Below are 14197 nucleotides of genomic sequence, written 5' to 3'. Positions count from 1 at the left end.
GTCGTGATGGTGGACAGTGATGCTCGCCGGAGCGACACGCTTTCAGGTGGTGGCGGGTGCCAGTTCGACGGCGGCGGGCTCGGTGGGGGTGGGCCCGGTGGGGGTGGGCCCGGTGGGGGTGGGCGGGCGGCGGTGCCGCAGCTCCAGCGGAAGGACCACGAGCGTCACCAGCAGCCCCACGGCACCGGTGACCGCGAAACCCCAGAGCGGCACCGAGGCGTCGATCACCGCACCGGCCAGCGGAGCGCCGAGCGCGATGCCGACGGTGGCGGCGGAGCCGTGCAGGCCCATCGCCTCGCCGCGTACTCCGGCGGGGGCGAGCCGGCTGACCGCGTCCGCGGTGGCCGCGATGGTGGGGGCGCAGAGCGCGCCGGCGGGGAGCAGGGCCAGGCAGAGCAGCCACCAGTGGCCGCCGCCCAGCCCGACCGGGATGGTGCAGAGGCTGAGCATGGCGGCCAGGGCCAACGGCGAGAAGGACCGACGGACCGCGCCGTACGCGAAGCCGCCGACCAGCGACGCGACCGCCCAGGCGCTGAGCACCGCGCCGGTCCAGCCGACCTCGCCACCGGCCCGCAGCACGGCCACCACCGCCACGTCGGTGCCGCCGAGCACCAGGGTGGCGGCGGCGCTCACCGCGAACACGGCGAGCAGGCGGGTGGTCAGCCACTGCCGCCGGGGCACCCGGGGCTGTGGGCCGACCGGCTCACCGGCGCTGCGGGTCGGCGGGTTGAGCAGCCAGAGGGCGATGCCGGAGCCTACGATGCCCGCGCCGACCGCCCAGAGCGTGACCCGGGGCGAGACGGCGGTGGCCAGCGCCACGGCCAGTGCCGGCCCGATCATGAAGGCCAGCTCCATCGACATCGAGTCCAGCGCGTACGCGGGGCGTCGGCGCTGCGCCGGTACCAGCGCGGCGATCGACTGCCGGATCACCGAGAAGACCGGCAGCGCGAACAGCCCGGCCACGAACGCGGCGGGCAGCAGCAGCGGCAGACTCAACGTCGGGGCGCTCGCCCAGAAGGCCGCCTCGACGGCGGTGGTCACGGCGAGCACCGGGCGCAGGCCGCGCCGGTCGACCAGCCGGCCGAGCAGGGGAGAGCCGAGGGCCGTACCGGCGACCGACGCGGCACCGACCAGGCCGGCGGCACCGTAACCACGGCCCAACTCGAGCACCACGAAGAAGGTGAGCGTCACCCCGGTCGCGGTGAGCGGAATGCGGGCCAGCACCGCTACCAGCAGCAGGGCCCGCAGACCGGGCTGGGCCAGGGCCTGCCGGTAAGGCGTCAACATCATGGTGCTCTTTACCTCCGGCGGTCATCCTCGACCGGAGGCACGACATCGGCAAGCGATTACCGGCTCATGCGACGCCGATCACCGGCTCACCGTGCAGGGTCACCCCGGCACCGTCCATCGCCCGCAGCGCCACGTCCAGCGTCTCCGGTGCGACGGCCGCCGTCAGACCGAGCAACACGGTGGTGGCGAAGCCCTCCCGGGCGGCGTCCAGGGCGGTGGCCCGGACGCAGTGGTCGGTGGCGATGCCGACCACGTCGACCCGGTCCACGTCGTGTCGGCGCAGCCAGTCGGCCAGGCACTCGCCGTCGGCGGCGTGCCCCTCGAACCCGGAGTACGCGGCGGCGTGCTCGCCCTTGTGGAAGACCGCCTCGACCCGGTCGGTCGCCAGCTCGGGGTGGAACTCGCTGCCCGAGGTGCCGACCACGCAGTGCCGGGGCCACGACTCGACGTAGTCCGGCGGATCGCCGAAGTGCGCTCCCGGGTCGACGTGGTAGTCCTTGGTCGCGACCACGTGATCCCAGCGCTGCGGTTCGTCCGCGAGCAGCCCGGAGATGCCGGCGGCGACCCCCGCGCCCCCGGCGACGGCGAGCGAGCCGCCCTCGCAGAAGTCGTTCTGCACGTCCACGATGATCAGTGCGTTGGCCATCGGAGCGTCCTTCCTCTCGGCTTGCCGGTACGGGTCGGTCAACGTGACGGTACGGCTCAGCTCGCCGGTACGACGGTGACCGGGATCGCCGGGTCACCGGCGGAGAGCTTCAGCCCCTCCCAGGGGATGGAGATCAGACACTGCCGCAGGTGCTCGCGGGACTGCTCGATCCCCGGCAGGTCGACCGGTTCGCCGTCGACCACGAAGGAGTGCTGGAGCAGCCGGTCGTTGGCCTGCCGGTCCGGCACCCCCTGCGAGACGATGATCTCCTCGGTGGCGGTGCCGGTGGGCTTGTGCCGGCGTACCGCGACCTTCCGGCCACCGATGGTGGCCTTGTGCTCGGAGCGTTTGACCACCGGCCGCCCGTCCACCTCGACCAGTTTGTAGACCAGGCTGGCGGTGGGCGCGCCGGAGCCGGTGACCACGGCGGTGCCCGCGCCGTACATGTCGACCGGTTCGGCGGCGAGCGCGGCGATGGCGTACTCGTCGAGGTCGCCCGAGACGATGATCTTCGTCTCGGTGGCGCCGAGCGAGTCGAGCAGTTCCCGGGACTGCTGGGCGATGACCGCGAGGTCGCCGGAGTCGATCCGGACCGCCCGCAGCTCCGGCCCGGCCACCTCGATCGCGGTACGGATGCCCTGGCTGATGTCGTACGTGTCGACCAGCAGCGTGGTGTCCCTCCCCAACGTGGCGACCTGCGAGGCGAACGCCGTCCGCTCGTCGTCGTGCAGCAGGGTGAACGCGTGTGCGGCGGTGCCGGCGGTGGGGATGCCGTAGCGCTGGCCGGCGGCGAGGTTGGAGGTGAACCGGAACCCGGCAAGGTACGCCGCCCGCGCGGCGGCCACCGCCGCCTCCTCGTGGGCCCGCCGGGAACCCATCTCGATCAGGGCCCGGCCCCGGGCCGCGGTGACCATCCGGGCGGCTGCCGCGGCCACCGCGCAGTCGTGGTTGAGCACCGACAGCACCAGCGTCTCCAGCACCACGCACTCGGCGAAGCCACCGGAGACGGTGAGGATCGGGGAGCCGGGGAAGAACAGTTCGCCCTCGGCGTACCCGTCGATGTCACCGGTGAAGCGGTAGTCGGCCAGCCACCGGGCGGCCGGTTCGTCCACCACCCCGGTGCGGACCAGGAACTCGACCTCCTCCGGGGTAAACCGGAAGTCCCTGATCATGTCGATCAGGCGGCCGGTCCCCGCGACCACCCCGTACCGGCGTCCGGTCGGCAGCCGCCGGCTGAACACCTCGAAGACGCAGCGCCGGTCGGCGGTGCCGTCCCGCAGGGCGGCACTGACCATGGTCAGCTCGTAGTGGTCGGTCAGCAGCGCGGGGCGAAGGTTGCTCACCAGCTCAGCCTAGAGTTCACCCGATCGCGCTGCCCCCGTGGCCCGGGATCGACCGCAGCGCCGCGCCCAGCTCGGCGCGACCGGTGATGCCGAGCTTGCCGTAGACCCGCTGGAGATGGTTCTCCACCGTCCGGGGCGACAGGAACAGCCGGCCCGCGATGACCCGGCTGGTCACCCCGGTGGCGGCGAGGCCGGCGATCTCCAGCTCCCGGCCGCTCAGCGTGGGCCGCAACGCGTCCAGCGCCGGGGTACGGATCTGGTCGCAGCGGGTGAGCAGGGCGGCGAGTCGTTCGTGCGCGGCGGCGGCCGACGTCGACCGGTCCCGCCGTAACCCGCGCAGCGCCATCGCCGTGGCGTCGACCGCCCAGACCGTCAGGTCGAGTTCCGCGAAGCCGTCGGCCACCTTCAGCAGGGTCGTCCCGTCGCCCTCGACGGCGGCCCGCGCGTACCGCGCGAGCAGCGGGGTCAGCACCCCGTCGACGGTTTCGGAAAGCTCCGCCAGCCGCTGCGCTGCCGTACGCCGGCTGCCGTCGGTGCAGACCGGGCCGACCGGGGCGGCAGCCTGGCCGATCCGGACCAGGTCGTGCAGGATCAGCACCTCATGACCGGCGAAGCCGTCGGCGCGCAGCTGGTCGGCCAACTCGCAGAGGTGCCTCGTCGCCCCGGGCAGGTCGCCACCGGCCACCAGCACCGCGCTGCGGGCCTGCTCCAGCCACGGTTGGAGGACCGCCATGCCGGGGGACTGGGTCCGGTCGGCCTCGGCCATCGCGTCCGTCGCGGTCGGCACGTCACCGCGCAGCGCCGCCGCCTGGGCCCGCTCGGCGTGCGCGAGCCCCGCGAAGACCCGGCTGGTGGCGAGCACCGCGCAGGCGTCGAGGCTGGCCTTGAGCGCGTCGTCGCCACGGCCACGCAGTCGTGCCGCGTACGCCTGGAGGATGGAAAGGTAGCCGGTGCCGAGTCGGAAGTCCCCCGCGCCGGCCTGTGCGGCGAACTCGTCGGCCACGACGGTGTCGATGCCGGCCAGGTCCCCGGAGAGCGCCAACCGGGTGCCCCGGGCCAGTTCCATGGCCAGTTGCAGGTACGGCATGTCGGTCCGCCAGTTCGACGCCTCCGCCTGCACCCGGTCGATCGCCGTGGCGCTGGCCCGGAACCGGCCGCGCATCGCGTCGGCGTGGGCGATGGTGGACCGGGCCAGTTCCCGGGCCGCGACGCTGGCCGCCGGGCGGTCCAGCACCGACCGGCCGAGTCGCAGCGCGGCGTCGACGTCCAGGCCGTGCAACCGCATGGCCGCCTCGAAGGCGCGGACCCGGGCCTGGTGTCCGGGGTCGGTCAGGGTGTGGCCGGCCGCAGCGATGGTGTCCACCATGGACGGACGGCTCAGCCCCCAGTAGCCGACCATCCCGCGGACGGTCAACCAGCGACTACGGCGCTCCTCGCAGTCGATGTCGCCGGCCACCGCGTCGAGTACCCCGATCGCCTCCTCCGGCCGGTCGCCGAACAACAGGATGGTGGCGAGCAGTTCGGCGGCGTCGAAACCGCCGTCGGCGTCGAGCGCCGCCCGAGCCAGCCGGGTGGCCAGTGGTACGTCGTAGCGGGTGAACGCCTGGACGGCCGCGCCGAGCAACAGCGCCGGGTCCTGGGCGGTGCCGGAGTTCAGCCGCCACACCGCCACCCGCAGCAGGTCACCCCTGCGGCGGGCGCCGACCGACTCCAACCGCTCGGCCAACTGGGCCTGGAGGCGGCGGGTCCGGCTGACCGGACACCGTCGGCGGATCACCTCGCCGTAGAGCGGGTGGGCGAGGCGGACGTCGACCCGCCGGTCGTCCGGCACGACGGTGATCAGGCCGCGTTCCTCGGCGACCTCCACGTCGGCCGGGTCGGCGGCCCGGTCGAGCAGGTGCAGGCCGAGCGGTTCACCGAAGGCGACAAGCTCCACCACCGCCCGGACCCCGGGCTCCAACTGCCCGATCCGGGTGTCGATGAGGTCGGTGAGGCTGGGGGCCAGCTCCAGCCGTCCGGTCCACCGCCACACCCCGTAGGTGCGGACCAGCTCACCTCCGGTGGCGGCGGCCAGCACCAGCTCCCGTAGCAGCAGCGGGTTGCCGGCGGAGAGCCGGAACAGCCGCTCGGCGGAGCCGGCGTCGACCGGTCCGTTCAGGATGGCGGCGAGCAGGCCGGTGGTCTCGCTCGGGCCGAGCGGGGCCAGCTCGGCGTGCTCGACCAGGTCGTCGGTCCAGAGCGCCCGGATGGGCAGCGGGATCTGCTCGCCGTTGCGCAGCGTCCCCAACACGGTGGTGTTCTCCACCCGGGCGATCAGATGGACCAGTGCCGCCGAGGGCGGGTCGAGCAGGTGGGCGTCGTCGATGGCGAGCACGATGCGACGCCCGGCCGCCTGCTCCTGCAGCACGTCGGTCCCCCAGCGCAGCACGCCGGCGGGGGAGAGGCCCGGCGGCTGCTCGGCCGGCAGCACCGCAGCGAGCCCGCCGAAAGGCAGTGCCGCGGTGGCCGTGCTGGCCGCGACGAACGACAGCGCGTACCGGTGGGTGGGCAGCGCGGCGACGCCCTCCCGCAGTAACCGGCTCTTGCCGATGCCCGCGCTGCCGCTGAAGAAGAGCCCGCGTCCCTGGCCTTCGTCGACCGCTGCCAGCAGGCGGGCGAGTTCATCCGTTCGGCCGACGAAACTCCACCGACTCATCCGAGCAGCATATCGATGCAAGTCGGTCCGGAGGCACCTGGTGACGCGGTGAAGTTGAGTAATGTCGCAGTTGCTGCTGAGTATCCGAATGTTCCGGTGGCACCGGGTGCGCGCCGTAACCTTCCGGCAGCCAACCGTCACCGATCGGACGTACGCGGGCACCGAACGTCGCCCGTGTCGAGCGGAGGCCGAATGAAGACCGGTCCACTTCCCGGGGTCGACGTGCCCGACGAATGTCCCGACAAACGGGGGACCGCCGCGCTGCCCCGTCGCGGCCCGCTCCCGACCCCCTCGCAGGTCGCCGAGGTCGACTTCGACGAACCGCTCGCCGTGGTGGCGGCCGGGCCCGCCGGGGCGGCCCGCCGCGAGGTGCTCGCCGCGCTGCTCGGGGTTCCCTCCGGAATGTTCGTCGTGCCGGCGGGCAGTTGCCTGGTGATCCGGCACGCCCAGGTCGCCACCCGGGCGGCGTACGTGCCGGGCTACCGGCAGCCGCACTCCTACGGCGCCGACCAGGTGGCGGCCGGTCCGGCGCTGGCCCGAGCCCCGCGCCGGGTCGAGTTGAGCCTGCCGGAGCCACTGCTCCGGCACTTCGCGGTGCTCGACACACCGGACACCGACACCCTGGGCGTGGCCGGTGGGCGGGTCCTGCTGGACGCGGTGGTCCGGTCCGGCGCGTTGCTCTTCGTGATCGGTGCCGACCAGACGTTCACCGCCGCCGAGTTGCACCTGCTCGCCGAGGTCGCCCGTACGTCGGTGCGGGTCTTCTTCGTGGTCACCCCCGGGGCGGGCGGCTGGGCGGCCTCGGAGGCGGCGGCGACGGACGACACGGGGGTGTCCGTCGCGCCGCACCGGAGCGGGCCCACGGCCGGCACGCCGGTCGATCCGGTGGCGGTGACCGTCGAGGCGCACCGGGCCACGCTGCTGGCCACGGTGCCGGCGTTGGCCGAGGCCGACTGGTATCCGGTGCACCGGGCCGAGCACCCGGCGCTGCGTCGGGCGCTGGTCGGCTGGGCGGCCGTCGAGGGGCTGCGCCGGGCGAGTTCGCGACCGCCCGAGCCGCCCGGTGCGCACGGGCGGGTGCCGGTGGCCGCCGAGCCACCCGCCGACGACTGGGCCGACCGGTTGGAGCGGCATAGCCTGGTCTGCGTGCGTGGCATCCGCCAGCATCTCGCGCTCGAACTGGCCAGCATCCACCTGCGTGCCGTCCAGGAGGTCGTCTTCGGGATGGGCTGTGCGGCCCTGCCGCAACTGCTCGACCGGGAACTCGAGGCGCTCTCCCTGCTCGCCACCGACCAGCAGGACCGGGCCGTCCGGGCGATCGTCGACGAGGCCGCCGCCCGGGTCTTCGGCGCGCCGTTGGCCGAGGGGGTGCGTCGGCGGATCGCCGCCGCCGTCCGGTGGGGTCTGGTCGACCATTCGTCCGGTCAGGATCTGGATCGGGTGCTCCTGGTCACCAGCACCGCCGGGGTGGCGGTGCTGCCCGGGGCCGGCGCGTTGGACGCGTTGGCCGGTCATCCCGGCGCACCCCGGGGCGAGGTGCTGCCGGCGATCGGGGTCGCGCTCTCCGGCGGTTGCTGGCAGCACTGGCGCAGCCCCGGCAACGACGACCCGGGTGCCGCCCGGTCCTGGGCGCAACGGGCTCTGCGTGAGGTCGAGCTGGAGCTGTCCCGCGAGGTTTCCCGGCGATTCGAGGCGCTCCGGCTCTCGCTCGACGGGGTCCTCTCCGACGCCCTCGACCACGGCATCCTGCTCGCCTGAACGACCGAGCGTCCCCATGCCTATCCCCGCCGTATCCGTACCCCTCCGGGTTTCCGCAGCTCGGGAGGGTGATCCAGGCTGCCCCGGCGTTCCGGTTCATCGGATCGCCACTTCCGGTGGCACGATGGGGGGCATGGCGGCTCCACAGGTTGCACCGGTCGAGACGCCGGACACCGACGAGGTGCCGGTCGCGGACCGGCAGTGGGTGACGATCGTCTGGGACGATCCGGTCAACCTCATGACGTACGTGACCTGGGTCTTTCAGAAGCTGTTCGGTTACAGCCGGGAGAAGGCCGAGAAGCTGATGCTGGACGTGCACCACAAGGGCCGGGCCGTGGTCTCCAGCGGTGCCCGGGAGCGGATGGAGCACGACGCGTCGCAGCTGCACGCGTACGGCCTCTGGGCAACGGTGGACCGGTCGTGAGCGCGAGGAGTGAGCCGGGTTTGCGAGCCCCGCAGTCGCGAACCGAGGTGGCGTCGTGAGCGCGAGGAGTGAGCCGGGTTTGCGAGCCCCGCAGTCGCGAACCGAGGTGGCGTCATGAGTATGTTCCGCCGTCAGGGCGGTCGTTACGTGGCGACCTTCGCCGTGGACGAGGTCCGGGTGCTGCGCAAGGTCGCCACCGAGGTGGTCGGGCTGCTCACCGACGGCTTCGACCACACCGATCCGGTCGTCAGCCGGCTCTTTCCCGACGCCTACCCGGACGACCCGGCCGGTACGGCGGAGTTCCGCCGGTACACCGAGGGCGACCTGAAGACCGCCAAGATCGACCAGGCCGGGGCGGTGCTGGCCGCGCTGCCCGAATCCGCCGGTGGCGAGGTGCGGCTGGACGCCGAGGCGGCCGAGGCGTGGTTGCGTGCGCTCAACGACGCCCGGCTCGCGATGGGCGTCCGGTTGGAGATCAAGGACGGCACCGACCTGGGCGAGGAGCTCGACGACGCGGTCGCGGACGACCCGACCTCGTCCCGGGTGTTCCAACTGTCGGTCTACGCCTACCTGGGTTATCTCCAGGAATCCCTGCTCAACGCCTTGATCGACTGAACTGTGACGGTCACCGCCTCGCCGGGCCCGGTGAGCGGGCGCTAGGCTGGGCGACGTGCTGAGCATCGACCGGTCGATCGTCGAGGCGATCGTCGCCCACGCGCGCCGGGACCACCCGGACGAGGCGTGTGGGGTGGTCGCCGGACCCGTCGGCGGCGACACCCCGACCCGGCACATCCCGATGGACAACGCGGCCCGCTCGATGACGTTCTACGAGTTCGACTCGATGGAGCAGTTGCGGGTGTGGCGGGAGATGGACGACCGCGACGAAGAGCCGGTCGTCATCTACCACTCGCACACCGCTACCGAGGCGTACCCGTCCCGCACGGACGTCGCCTTCGCCGGTGAGCCGGGTGCGCACTACCTGCTGGTCTCCACCCGCGAGCCGGACACCGAGGAGATCCGTTCCTTCCGGATCGTCGACGGCGTGGTGACCGAGGAGCCGGTGCGGATCGTGGATGCCGGGGTGGACCCGCACGCGGTCCAGTCCTACATGTTCGGGCAGAGCCCGGCGACGGTCGACTACGAGTGTTCCGGCAGCTGACCTTCAGCTCCGCACACCCTTTCCGTCCGGCACCGAGGCACACCCGATCAAGGAGTACGTCATGGCCATCGAGGTTCGCATCCCCACCATCCTGCGCAGCTACACCGGCGGCGCGAAGGTCGTCGAGGGCACCGGGGACACCCTGGGCGACCTGCTCGCCGACCTGGACTCCCGGCACGCTGGTCTGAAGGGCCGGCTGCTCACCGACGCCGGTGCGCTGCACCGCTTCGTCAACGTCTACGTCAACGACGAGGACGTCCGGTTCCTGGGCGCGCTGGACGCCAAGCTCAACGACGGTGACAGCGTGACCGTCCTGCCGGCGGTGGCCGGCGGGGCGTTCGGCTTCGCCGCAGCTGCGGCGATCAGCCAGCACCGTGCCGCCGCCGCGGCGATCAGTCAGCACCGTGCCGCCGCGGCGATCACCCCGTCCGCGGTGGCTCGGCGCGCGGCCGTCGCCCCCCGCTGAGGGCGGGCGTCATGACGCGGTACGACAGCCTGCTCGATGCCTGCGGCGGCACCCCCCTGGTGGGGCTGCCCCGGCTCTCGCCGACGGTGCCCGACGGGGCGCCGCCGGTGCGGCTCTGGGCGAAGCTGGAGGACCGGAACCCGACCGGCAGCATCAAGGACCGCGCGGCCCTGTTCATGGTCCGCGCGGCGGAGCAGTCCGGCCGCCTCCGGCCGGGTGACACCATCCTGGAGCCGACCAGCGGCAACACCGGTATCTCGCTGGCCATGGTGGCCAAGCTGCGCGGCTACCGGTTGGTCTGTGTGATGCCGGAGAACGTCTCCACCGAGCGGGTCCAGCTGCTCCGGATGTACGGCGCGGAGATCATCTTCTCGCCGGCGGCGGGCGGCTCGAACCAGGCGGTCGCCACCGCGAAGCAGATCGCGGCCGACCACCCGGACTGGGTGATGCTCTACCAGTACGGCAACGAGGCCAACGCGCGGGCGCACTACGAGACCACCGGGCCGGAGCTGCTGCACGACCTGCCCACCATCACGCACTTCGTGGCGGGCCTGGGCACGACCGGCACCCTGATGGGCACCGGGCGGTTCCTGCGGGAGAAGGTCGAGGGCATCCAGGTGGTGGCGGCCGAGCCGCGCTACGGCGAACTGGTCTACGGCCTGCGCAACATCGACGAGGGTTACGTCCCCGAGCTGTACGACGCGACCGTGCTCAACCGGCGCTTCTCCGTCGGCACCCGGGACGCGGTGCTGCGTACCCGGCAGTTGGTGGAGGTGGAGGGCATCTTCGCCGGTTTCTCCACCGGGGCGATCCTGCACGCCGCCCTGGCCGTGGCCCACGAGGCGGTGCGGGACGGCCGGCGGGCCGACGTCGCCTTCGTGGTCTGCGACGGTGGCTGGAAGTACCTCTCCACCGGGGCGTACGGCGGCACGCTCGCCGACGCCGAGGGGGCACTGGAGGGGCAGCTCTGGGCGTGACCTCTCCGTGGGTCGGCCGGCGGGCCCGTCGGCCGACCCCGTGGGTGTCACGTTGATGACAACTTCCAGTAGATGATTCTTGCCCCGTAGTCGCTGCGCGTAGGCTGCGCAGCGTGGCGTACGCGTCGGTAGAGATCATCAGCGGTGCTGACCCCGGCGTTTCGACTACTTACGGTAATCGTGGGGCGACCGGATGCGGCTGACCGTCCTGGGCTGCGCCGGAAGCTTCCCGGGCCCCGAGTCCCCCTGCTCCGCCTACCTCGTCGAGGCGCAGGGTTTCCGCCTGTTGGTCGACTTCGGGTCCGGCTCGCTCTCCACCCTCCAGCGTTACGCCGGACTGCACGCCCCGGACGCCATCCTCCTGACCCACCTGCACTGCGACCACATCCTCGACGCCGCGTCGTACGTGGTGGTCCGGCGGTACGCCCCGGACGGCCCGTACCCGCCGCTGCCGGTCTACGCGCCGCCGGGTGCCCCGGACCGGCTCGCCACCGCCTACGGCCAGGACGACGGCAGCGTGGAGGACGTCTACCAGTTCTACGGCCTCCGGCCGGGCACCTTCCCGATCGGTCCGTTCACCGTCACCGTCGACCGGGTGAACCATCCCGTCGAGACGTACGGGGTGCGGTTGGAGCACGAGGGCCGGGTGCTCTGCTACTCCTCGGACACCGCCCCCTGTGACGCGCTGCTGCGGCTCGCCCAGGACGCCGACGTCTTCCTCTGCGAGGCCAGTTACCTCGACGGGATGGACAATCCACCGGATCTGCACCTCACCGGCCGGGAGGCGGGCGAGACGGCCACCAAGGCCGGGGTGGGCCGGCTGTTGCTGACCCATCTGGTGGTGGCCTGGGGTAGTGAGGCGAACACCGTCGCGGCGGCGGCCGGGGCGTACACCGGGCCGCTGGAAGTGGTCCGGGCCGGCGCCAGCTACGAGGTCTGACCACGGCCGCCGGCGGGCCGGGCCGACCACGGCCCGTCGCCCGGCCGCGTCGGGTGGTCACGAATCCACCGACCCGGATTCGTGCGGTAGTGTTCGCCGCCGCTTAGCCGGCCCGTCGACTGGCGCACCGGTGCCGACCGCACGGTGGCACCATGCGGATCGCCATCGTGACCGAGTCGTTCCCACCGGACGTCAACGGTGTCGCGCACTCGGTCGTCCGTACGGCGGAACACCTGGTCGCCCGGGGTCACCAGCCGTTGGTCGTCGCCCCGGCCCCGCCCGGGGCCCGCCGCCGGCCGGTGGACCGGCAGCCGTACCCGGTGGTCCGCATACCCAGCGTGCCGCTGCCGCGCTACCAGGGCTTCCGGCTCGGTGTGCCGGGCGCCCGGCTGGCCGCGGCGCTGCGCGCCCACGACCCCGACGTGGTGCACCTGGCCAGCCCCTTCGTGCTCGGCGCGCGGGCGGCGACGCTGGCCCGGCGGCACGGGCTGCCGACCGTCGCCGTCTACCAGACCGACGTGGCCTCCTACGCCCGCGCCTACCGGGTGGGCTGGGGGGAGGCGGCTGCCTGGCGTCGACTGCGGGAGATCCACAACTCGGCGCACCGGACCCTCGCGCCCTCCACCCGGGCCGCCGCCGACCTGATCGCCAACGGGGTGCAGCGGATCTGGCTCTGGCGGCGCGGGGTGGACGCCGACCGGTTCCATCCCGACCACCGCTGCGCCGCGCTGCACCACGTGCTCGCACCGGACGGTGAGGTGCTGGTGGGGTACGTGGGCCGGCTCGCCCCGGAGAAGCGGGTGGACCTGCTGGCGGCCACCTCCGAGCTGCCCGGCGTCCGGGTCGTGGTGGCCGGTGACGGGCCGGCCCGTCGGCAGTTGGCGCGGGCGCTGCCCCGGGTGCGTTTCCTCGGCGTCCAGCAGGGGGAGGCGTTGGCCCGGCTCTACGCCAGCCTGGACGTCTTCGTCCACACCGGGCCGCACGAGACGTTCGGTCAGACCGTGCAGGAAGCGGCGGCGAGTGGGCTGCCCGTGGTGGCCCCGGCGGCCGGTGGCCCGGTGGACCTGGTCGAGCCGGGCGTGACCGGGCTGCTGGTGCCGCCCGGGGACGGGACGGCCCTCGCCGACGCGGTGGCCGCGCTCGCCGCTGACCCGGCCCGCCGGGCTGCGTACGGGTCGGCGGCCCGTGCCGCCATCGGACGGCGCAGTTGGAGCGCCGTCGGCGACGAGCTGGTCGGACACTACGAGGCGGCCCAGCTCGCGGCCCGGTCCGACCCGCAGCGCCTCGGCCTCGGACTCCCGGCCACCGGCCGGCCGATCCTCCCGTGACCGCCCGGGGCCTGCGGATCGTCCGGCTGGCGAACTTCGTCACCGGCCGCTCCGGTGGCCTGCGTACCGCGCTGCGGCACCTCGGTGCGGGCTACCGGGCCGCCGGTCACGACCCGGTGCTGGTGGTGCCCGGGGAACGAGCCGGCGTGGCCCGGCACCCGTGGGGAACGGTGGTCACCGTGTCCGGGCCGACCGTCCCGGGGACCGGCGGATACCGCCTGCTGACGGCCCGCCGGCCGGTGGAGCGGTTGCTGACCCGGCTGGCCCCGGACCGGTTGGAGGTCTCCGACCGGTCGACGCTGCGCTGGACCGGCGGTTGGGCGCGGGCGCACGGGGTGCCCTCGGTGATGGTGTCGCACGAGTGCCTGACCGGCCTGCTCGGCCAGTGGGGGTTGCCGGCAGGCCGGGCCCGGGGGCTCGCCGACCGGCTGAACCGGCGCACCACCGGGGCGTACGACCGGATCGTCTGCACCACCGCCTGGGCGGGCGAGGAGTTCACCCGGATCGCCGCCCCCGTGGACGTGGTGCCGCTCGGCGTGGACCTCACCGGGTTCCACCCGGACCGGGCCGACCCCGCCCTGCGCGAACGGTACGCCGACGATCGTGAGGTGCTGCTGGTCCACTGCGCGCGGTTGAGCACCGAGAAGCGTCCCGACCTGGCGGTCGACGCGCTGGCCGCGCTGCGGCGGGCCGGCGTGCCGGCGGTGCTGGTGATGGCCGGCGACGGGCCGTCCCGGCGGGCCCTGGCGGACCGGGCGGCCGGGCTGCCGGTGCACTTCACCGGTTTCCTGCCGGACCGGTCGGCGGTCGCCGCGCTGCTCGCCACCGCCGACGTGGTGCTGGCCCCGGGGCCGGTGGAGACCTTCGGCCTGGCCGGCCTGGAGGCGCTCGCCGCCGGCACCCCGGTGGTGGTGAACGCGGCCAGCGCGCTGCCCGAGGTGGTCGGCCCGGCCGGGATCGCCGCCTACGGGACGCCGACGGCGCTCGCCGACGCGGTCGTCCGGGTGTTGGACCGGCCGGAGCCGGCCCGGCGGGCGGCGGCCCGGACCCGCGCGGAACAGTTCTCCTGGCCGGCGTCGGTGGCCGGTTTCCTGCGGGTGCACGACGCCGGACCGGTGCCGCCGACCCCGGCCGGGAAGCCCCCGGTCACCGGCTGAGGAGACCGCAGGAC

General features: G+C 73.7%; 13 protein-coding genes. 9 read left to right on the top strand and 4 right to left on the bottom strand.

Annotated elements, in window-relative coordinates; translation table 11 throughout:
* Nucleotides 1–42: 42 nt before the first annotated feature.
* The 4 genes from ACIG87_RS04740 to ACIG87_RS04725 form a co-directional block, all read right to left on the bottom strand.
* Nucleotides 43–1290 (bottom strand): MFS transporter, encoded by a 1248-nt coding sequence (locus ACIG87_RS04740; protein WP_396848234.1) that lies wholly within the window; start codon nucleotides 1288–1290, stop codon nucleotides 43–45.
* A 64-nt stretch (nucleotides 1291–1354) separates the two neighbouring features.
* Complete coding sequence (locus ACIG87_RS04735; RefSeq protein ID WP_396848232.1) at nucleotides 1355–1936, bottom strand: isochorismatase family protein; 582 nt, start codon at nucleotides 1934–1936, stop codon at nucleotides 1355–1357.
* 56 nt (nucleotides 1937–1992) lie between these two features.
* Nucleotides 1993–3279, bottom strand: a complete 1287-nt coding sequence (locus ACIG87_RS04730; RefSeq protein ID WP_396848230.1) for a nicotinate phosphoribosyltransferase — start codon at nucleotides 3277–3279, stop codon at nucleotides 1993–1995.
* Nucleotides 3280–3295: 16 nt separating this feature from the next.
* Nucleotides 3296–5974: a LuxR C-terminal-related transcriptional regulator gene (locus tag ACIG87_RS04725; RefSeq protein WP_396848228.1), complete on the bottom strand. Its 2679-nt coding sequence runs from the start codon at nucleotides 5972–5974 to the stop codon at nucleotides 3296–3298.
* Between the two features lie 192 nt (nucleotides 5975–6166).
* On the opposite strand from ACIG87_RS04725, the gene ACIG87_RS04720 reads away from it, so the two are divergent.
* The 9 genes from ACIG87_RS04720 (at nucleotide 6167) to ACIG87_RS04680 (ending at nucleotide 14183) form a co-directional block, all read left to right on the top strand.
* Nucleotides 6167–7732, top strand: coding sequence for a hypothetical protein (locus ACIG87_RS04720; protein WP_396848226.1), 1566 nt, complete (start codon nucleotides 6167–6169; stop codon nucleotides 7730–7732).
* A 133-nt stretch (nucleotides 7733–7865) separates the two neighbouring features.
* Nucleotides 7866–8156 (top strand): ATP-dependent Clp protease adapter ClpS, encoded by a 291-nt coding sequence (gene clpS / locus ACIG87_RS04715; protein WP_091251593.1) that lies wholly within the window; start codon nucleotides 7866–7868, stop codon nucleotides 8154–8156.
* Between the two features lie 114 nt (nucleotides 8157–8270).
* Nucleotides 8271–8771: a DUF2017 domain-containing protein gene (locus ACIG87_RS04710; RefSeq protein WP_396848224.1), complete on the top strand. Its 501-nt coding sequence runs from the start codon at nucleotides 8271–8273 to the stop codon at nucleotides 8769–8771.
* 55 nt (nucleotides 8772–8826) lie between these two features.
* A complete protein-coding gene (locus ACIG87_RS04705) occupies nucleotides 8827–9315 on the top strand; it encodes a Mov34/MPN/PAD-1 family protein (RefSeq protein ID WP_396848222.1) in 489 nt (162 codons plus the stop codon).
* 61 nt (nucleotides 9316–9376) lie between these two features.
* Nucleotides 9377–9781: a MoaD/ThiS family protein gene (locus tag ACIG87_RS04700; RefSeq protein ID WP_396848220.1), complete on the top strand. Its 405-nt coding sequence runs from the start codon at nucleotides 9377–9379 to the stop codon at nucleotides 9779–9781.
* Nucleotides 9782–9792: 11 nt separating this feature from the next.
* Nucleotides 9793–10758, top strand: coding sequence for a PLP-dependent cysteine synthase family protein (locus ACIG87_RS04695; protein ID WP_396848218.1), 966 nt, complete (start codon nucleotides 9793–9795; stop codon nucleotides 10756–10758).
* 193 nt (nucleotides 10759–10951) lie between these two features.
* Nucleotides 10952–11698: an MBL fold metallo-hydrolase gene (locus ACIG87_RS04690; protein WP_396848216.1), complete on the top strand. Its 747-nt coding sequence runs from the start codon at nucleotides 10952–10954 to the stop codon at nucleotides 11696–11698.
* A gap of 152 nt (nucleotides 11699–11850) precedes the next feature.
* Entirely contained in the window at nucleotides 11851–13026 is a 1176-nt protein-coding gene (locus ACIG87_RS04685) for a glycosyltransferase family 4 protein (protein WP_396848214.1), read from the top strand.
* Nucleotides 13023–14183: a glycosyltransferase gene (locus ACIG87_RS04680; protein ID WP_396848212.1), complete on the top strand. Its 1161-nt coding sequence runs from the start codon at nucleotides 13023–13025 to the stop codon at nucleotides 14181–14183. The genes ACIG87_RS04685 and ACIG87_RS04680 overlap by 4 nt, the downstream gene beginning before the upstream one ends.
* Nucleotides 14184–14197 lie beyond the last annotated feature (14 nt).

This window comes from Micromonospora sp. NPDC051925 (genome assembly GCF_044548625.1).
Lineage (GTDB): Bacteria > Actinomycetota > Actinomycetes > Mycobacteriales > Micromonosporaceae > Micromonospora.
This window is presented reverse-complemented; position numbering and strand designations above follow the sequence as displayed.